Annotated in this window: 6 protein-coding genes; all 6 read left to right on the forward strand. The window is 70.5% G+C overall.

Going from position 1 to position 5,593, the window contains the following annotated elements; all coding sequences use genetic code 11:
• Positions 1–255 precede the first annotated feature (255 nt).
• On the forward strand, positions 256–441 hold the full coding sequence (locus E3O67_RS16895; protein ID WP_167726525.1) for a hypothetical protein: 186 nt from the start codon (positions 256–258) through the stop codon (positions 439–441).
• A 220-nt stretch (positions 442–661) separates the two neighbouring features.
• Entirely contained in the window at positions 662–1,393 is a 732-nt protein-coding gene (locus E3O67_RS07105; RefSeq protein ID WP_134431780.1) for a PspA/IM30 family protein, read from the forward strand.
• 70 nt (positions 1,394–1,463) lie between these two features.
• Positions 1,464–2,111, forward strand: coding sequence for an NADPH-dependent F420 reductase (locus tag E3O67_RS07110; RefSeq protein ID WP_134431783.1), 648 nt, complete (start codon positions 1,464–1,466; stop codon positions 2,109–2,111).
• Positions 2,112–2,183: 72 nt separating this feature from the next.
• Complete coding sequence (locus E3O67_RS07115) at positions 2,184–3,017, forward strand: arginase family protein (protein WP_134431786.1); 834 nt, start codon at positions 2,184–2,186, stop codon at positions 3,015–3,017.
• 115 nt (positions 3,018–3,132) lie between these two features.
• Complete coding sequence (locus E3O67_RS07120; RefSeq protein ID WP_241979329.1) at positions 3,133–3,939, forward strand: crotonase/enoyl-CoA hydratase family protein; 807 nt, start codon at positions 3,133–3,135, stop codon at positions 3,937–3,939.
• 110 nt (positions 3,940–4,049) lie between these two features.
• Complete coding sequence (locus E3O67_RS07125; RefSeq protein ID WP_370260324.1) at positions 4,050–5,519, forward strand: NAD(P)/FAD-dependent oxidoreductase; 1,470 nt, start codon at positions 4,050–4,052, stop codon at positions 5,517–5,519.
• Positions 5,520–5,593: the final 74 nt, after the last annotated feature.

The raw sequence follows: 5,593 nt of genomic DNA on the forward strand, positions 1-5,593 counted from the left end.
CACCGCGGCAGCCCGAAACTCCGGGCTGAAGTGCTTGTGTTTCTCGTGTTCCATTTGTCTATCCAATCCTGAATTCAGGAGGACTGTCCGGAAACACTGGGTCACCCCACCGCCCTCGCCGCCTCGCAACGGGCCAACTCCCTGGCCGCGGCCGCCATCGCCCGCGCCCGGAACGACGTCGACGGGTTCGCCGGCCAGGTTCCGGGCGGCTACGCCCCCGGCTACCAAACCGGCGGCAGCGGCGGCAATGGCGTCATGGGAGCCGTGCTCGGCGGCATCCTGATCAACACGCTCCTCTCCGGCGGCGGCGGCGGTCGCGGCGGTGGCGGCATGTTCGGCGGCGGCGGCGGCCGGCGCGGCGGGGGTGGCGGCTTCAGCATGCCCGGCGGATTCGGCGGCGCGGGTTCTCGCTCGCGCCGTGGCGGGGGTGGGAGGTTCTGAGAACCGGACCTGTCGCATCCGTCGCAGCCGTCGGGGCCTCGCCCAGCACCCCACACGTCTTGACCAGCACAACCCNGCGGGGGTGGGAGGTTCTGAGAACCGGACCTGTCGCATCCGTCGCAGCCGTCGGGGCCTCGCCCAGCACCCCACACGTCTTGACCAGCACAACCCGACACAATGGAGTCATCAGATGCTTCGCAACTCGAAAGGACACCGCACAATGACGAAACAGTCCATCTTTGGCCGTATCTCCCAGTTGGCGAAAGCGAACATCAACTCGCTTCTGGACTCCGCCGAAGACCCCAAGAAGATGCTCGACCAGATGGTGCGTGACTACACCAACAGCATCGCGGACGCGGAGAGCGCCATCGCCGAGACGATCGGAAACCTGCGCCTGCTCGAGGACGACTACCGGGAAGACGTCGAGGCCGCGACCGAGTGGGGCGGCAAGGCCCTGGCCGCGAGCCGCAAGGCCGACCAGCTGCGCGCCGCCGGCAACGCGGCCGACGCCGACCGTTTCGACAACCTCGCCAAGGTGGCCCTCGGCCGTCAGATGCAGTCCGAGAAGGAGGCGAAAATGGCCGAGCCTCAGATCGCCTCGCAGACGGCCGTCGTGGCCCAGCTCAAGGACGGCCTCAACAAGATGAAGGAGAAGCTGAACCAGCTCTCCGCCAAGCGCAGCGAGCTGATCGCCCGGTCGAAGACCGCCGAGGCGCAGACCAAGGTGATGGATGCCGTCAAGAGCATCGACCTGATGGACCCCACCAGCGAGGTCAGCCGCTTCGAAGACAAGATCCGCCGCGAGGAGGCCCGCGTCCGGGGGGCCGGCGAACTGGCCGCGTCCAGCCTGGACGCGCAGTTCGAGAGCCTCGAGGACCTTGGCGAACTCACCGAGGTCGACGCCCGCCTCGCCGCGCTCAAGACCGGCGGAACCAGCTCCATCACGCAGTAGCGCTCTCTCGCTACCAGCGCAATCGGGCGCCGACGGGAACATCCCGTCGGCGCCGCTCGTTGTTCCGGGTATGACAACTCTTGGAATCATCGGCGCCGGGAACATCGGCAGCCAGCTCGCACGACTCGGCGTGGCCAACGGATACGACGTGGTCGTGAGCAATTCGCGCGGCCCCGACACTCTCACTGACCTGATCGGTGAGCTCGGCCCGCGCTCCCGTGCCGCAACCCCCGCCGAGGCCGCCGTGGCCGGCGACCTCGTGGTCGTGACCATTCCGCTCAACCAGATCCACACCCTGCCCACGACGGAACTGGCCGGCAAGCTCGTGATCGATACGAACAACTACTACCCCCAGCGCGATGGCGACATCGCCGCGCTCGACGATGAAAGCACGACCACGGCCGAGCTGCTGCGGGAGCGCCTGCCCGAGTCGACGATCGTGAAGGCGTTCAACCACATCTACGCCGCCGACCTCACGGAGCACGGCCAGCCGGCCGGTTCCCCCAACCGTCGCGCCCTGGTCATCGCCAGCGACGACTCGCCCGCCGCCGCGACCGTGACCGCGCTGCTCGACAGCTTCGGCTACGACACCGTGAACGTCGGCGCGCTCAGCGAGGGCTGGCGCATCCAGCGTGACACCCCCGGTTACGGCCCGCGCCTGAATGCGGCCGAGCTGCTGGATGCGACGAGCGCCGCCATTCGCTACCGCGACCAGTAGGGCACCCGGAGAAATCGCCTCCGACCCCCACCAGAATCCCGCGCGCGGGGAGGTCTGGGAGCATACTGAAGTATGGCTCCCACCTTCGTTGTCGTTCCGCAGTGGCAGGGTTCGGTTTCTCCGCGCGCGATGCGCCTGAGTGACGGGGCGGAGGCGATCCGAGGTGATCTTCCCTCGACCGTCACCCACCAGGTGCCGGTGCCGGTCGAGGCCGGTGACGCCCTCGACTCCGGCATCGACCGCTTCTCCACGCTGGTGATGGTGCGCGAACGCCTCGCGACCGCGCTGCGCGGCGGGACCGGCCCGGTGCTCACGATCGGCGGCGACAACGGGGTGTCCCTGGCGGCCGTCGAGAATGCGTCGCGGCGGCATCCGGAAGACCTGGCCGTGGTCTGGCTCGACGCCCACCCCGCCCTGCACACGCCCGACACGTCCCCGTCCGGCGGTTTCACCGGAATGGTGCTGCGCGCCCTCATCGGCGAGGGTGCCGAGGGACTGACGCTCGACGCGGAGGTTCGCGTTCCGCTCGAGCGGGTCGTGCTCGGCGGCGCACGCGCCATCGACCCGGCGGAGGACGCCCTGATCCGGGAACGTGGAATCGTGAGCCTCCCGGTCGACGACCTCGACTCCCCCGAGGCGCTCGTCGACGCTTTGCGCGCTACCGGCGCCCGCACCTTCTACCTGCACCTCGATCTGGACGTGCTCGACCCGTCGGCTCTGGCCGGTCTGGCCGACCTGTACCCGTTCGGGCTGAGCGTGGAGACACTGAACAGGTTGATCACCGCGCTGCGCGCCGAATTCGAGCTGGCCGGCGCCACCATCGCCGGCTTCGCCCCGGCCTCGCCGGAGGCCGCTACCGACGACCTGCCGAGCATCCTGCGGATCATCGGCGCGCTCACCCGCTGAGCTGCACTGACCCGCTGAGCTCCGCTGAGCTCCGCTGACCGAAAGTGCTGGTCGGGGGCCAGCCCGGCGCGGCCGTAGCATGGGACCGACGCGTTAGAGGCCAAGGGAGGCATCCGTGAACGAGCAGAACTCCGTTTCCGATCCGTCGAGGATCATCACCGAGAGGCGCGGGCACGTGCTGCTGATCGGGTTCAACCGTCCGGAGAAGCGCAATGCCGCCGATCTGGCGCTGCTGCAGCAGCTGGCTCTGGCCTACGGTGAGCTCGACCGCGACCCCGAGCTGCGGGTCGGCCTCGTCTACGCGGTCGGCGACCACTTCACCGCCGGCCTCGACCTGGCCGACATCGGCCCCCGGCTCGGTCCCGACGGCCTCGACATGGTGCCGGAGGGCGGCATCAACCCGTGGCAGGTCGACGGGCGGAGCGTGTCGAAGCCCGTGGTGATGGCCGTGCAGGGCACCTGCCTCACCCTCGGCATCGAGCTGATGCTCGCCAGCGATATCTCCGTGGCGGCCGAGTCGACCCGGTTCGGCCAGATCGAGGTGGCGCGCGGTATCCTGCCGTTCGGCGGCGCTACCATCCGCTTCCCGCGCGCGGCCGGCTGGGGCAACGCCATGCGCTGGATGCTCACCGGCGACATGTTCGACGCCCGCGAGGCCCACCGCATCGGGCTCGTTCAGGAGGTTGTGCCGGACGGCACCCAGTTCGAGCACGCGCTGGAACTGGCCGAGCGCATCGCGGCCCAGGCCCCGCTCGCCGTGCAGGCCACGCTCGCCAACGCCCGCACCGCCGCGCGGGAGGGTGCCGCGGCCGCCGAGGCCGGGCTCCAGCCGACCCTGGCCCGCCTGGCCGTGACCGAAGATTCCCGGATCGGCATGGAGGCCTTCATCAGCCGCCGGCCGGCGACGTTCGTCGGGCGTTAGGCTGTCCGCACCAATGATTCACGCCACTGATCTGTGTCACTGACCTGCGCCACTGACCTGCGCGCCCGATCTGTGTCACCAATCTGCGCCACTGACCTCAGGAGAGACGGATGCCCGCCACCAGCACCACCCCCACCGAACCCGGCGCGATGAGCTTCGACGTCATCGTGATCGGCGCCGGCGCTGTGGGAGAGAACGTCGCCGACCGCACGACGCAGGCAGGCCTGCGCACCGTGATCATCGAGGCCGAGCTGGTCGGCGGCGAGTGCTCTTACTGGGCGTGCATGCCGTCGAAGGCGCTGCTGCGCAGCGGGGCGGTTCTGGCCGCCGCCCGGCGCGTGGGTGGGGCGTCCGAGGCCGTGACCGGCGACCTGGATGTCGCGGCCGTTCTGCGGCGCCGCGACTCCTTCACGAGCAATTGGTCCGACGAGGGCCAGGTGCGCTGGCTGGAGAAGGCCGGGATCGAGCTCGTGCGCGGTCACGCCCGCCTGACCGGCGTGCGGCAGGTGACCGTGACCGCCGACGACGGCACCACGACCGTGCTGACCGCCGCGCACGCCGTGGTCGTCAGCACCGGGTCGGCCGCGCTGCTGCCCGACATCGCCGGTCTGGCATCCGTGTCGCCGTGGACGAGCCGCGAGGCCACCAGCGCCCCCGGAATCCCGGACAGCCTGGCGATCATCGGCGGCGGCGTGGTCGCGGCCGAGATGGCCACCGCCTTCGCCGGGCTCGGCACCGCGGTCACGATGATCGTGCGAAGCGGTTTGCTCGGCGGTCAGGAGCCGTTCGCCGGCGAACTCGTGCTCGCTGCCCTCGGGGAAGCAGGCGTCACAGTGCTGTCCGGGGTGTCGACCACCGAGGCAACCCGCAACGCCGACGGCGACGTGACGCTCACCCTGTCCAACGGCACCCGGGTCACCGCGACCGAGGTGCTCGTGGCTACCGGCCGGGTGCCCCGCACCGAAGATGTCGGGCTCGAAACGGTGGGCCTCGAACCGGGTGACTGGCTCGAGGTCGACGACACCCTGCTCGTGCAGGGAGCCGCGCCGGAACTGGCCGGAGCCTGGCTGTACGCCACCGGCGACGTCAACCACCGGGCCCTCCTCACCCACCAGGGCAAGTACCAGGCCCGCGCGGCCGGCGACGTGATCGCGGCACGGGCCGCCGACGCGCCCGTCGACGACGCGCCGTGGGGAACCCACGTGGCCACGGCCGACCATGCCGCCGTACCGCAGGTCACCTTCACCGACCCTGAGGTCGCGTCGGTCGGACTGACCCAGGCTGCTGCCGAGAAGGCGGGGTTTCGCATTCGGGTGCTGGACTACAACCTGGGCGGGGTGGCCGGGGCATCCGTGCACGCCGACGGCTACACCGGGGCGGCGCGCGTCATCGTGGACCTCGACCGTGAGGTTCTGATCGGTGCCACCTTCGTGGGGCCGGATGTCGCGGAGCTGTTGCACTCGGCGACCATCGCCGTGGTCGGCGAGGTGCCGATCCGCCGGCTGTGGCACGCGGTGCCCAGCTACCCCACCCTGAGCGAGGTCTGGCTGCGCCTGCTCGAGGCGTACGGCCGGCCGTAGCCGAATCCCTGCCGCTGCCGCTGCCGCTGCCGCTGCCGGCGCCGCTGCCGGCGCCGCTGCCGCTGCCGGCGCCG

This window comes from Cryobacterium sp. TMT3-29-2 (assembly GCF_004564305.1).
In the GTDB taxonomy this organism is placed as follows: domain Bacteria; phylum Actinomycetota; class Actinomycetes; order Actinomycetales; family Microbacteriaceae; genus Cryobacterium; species Cryobacterium sinapicolor.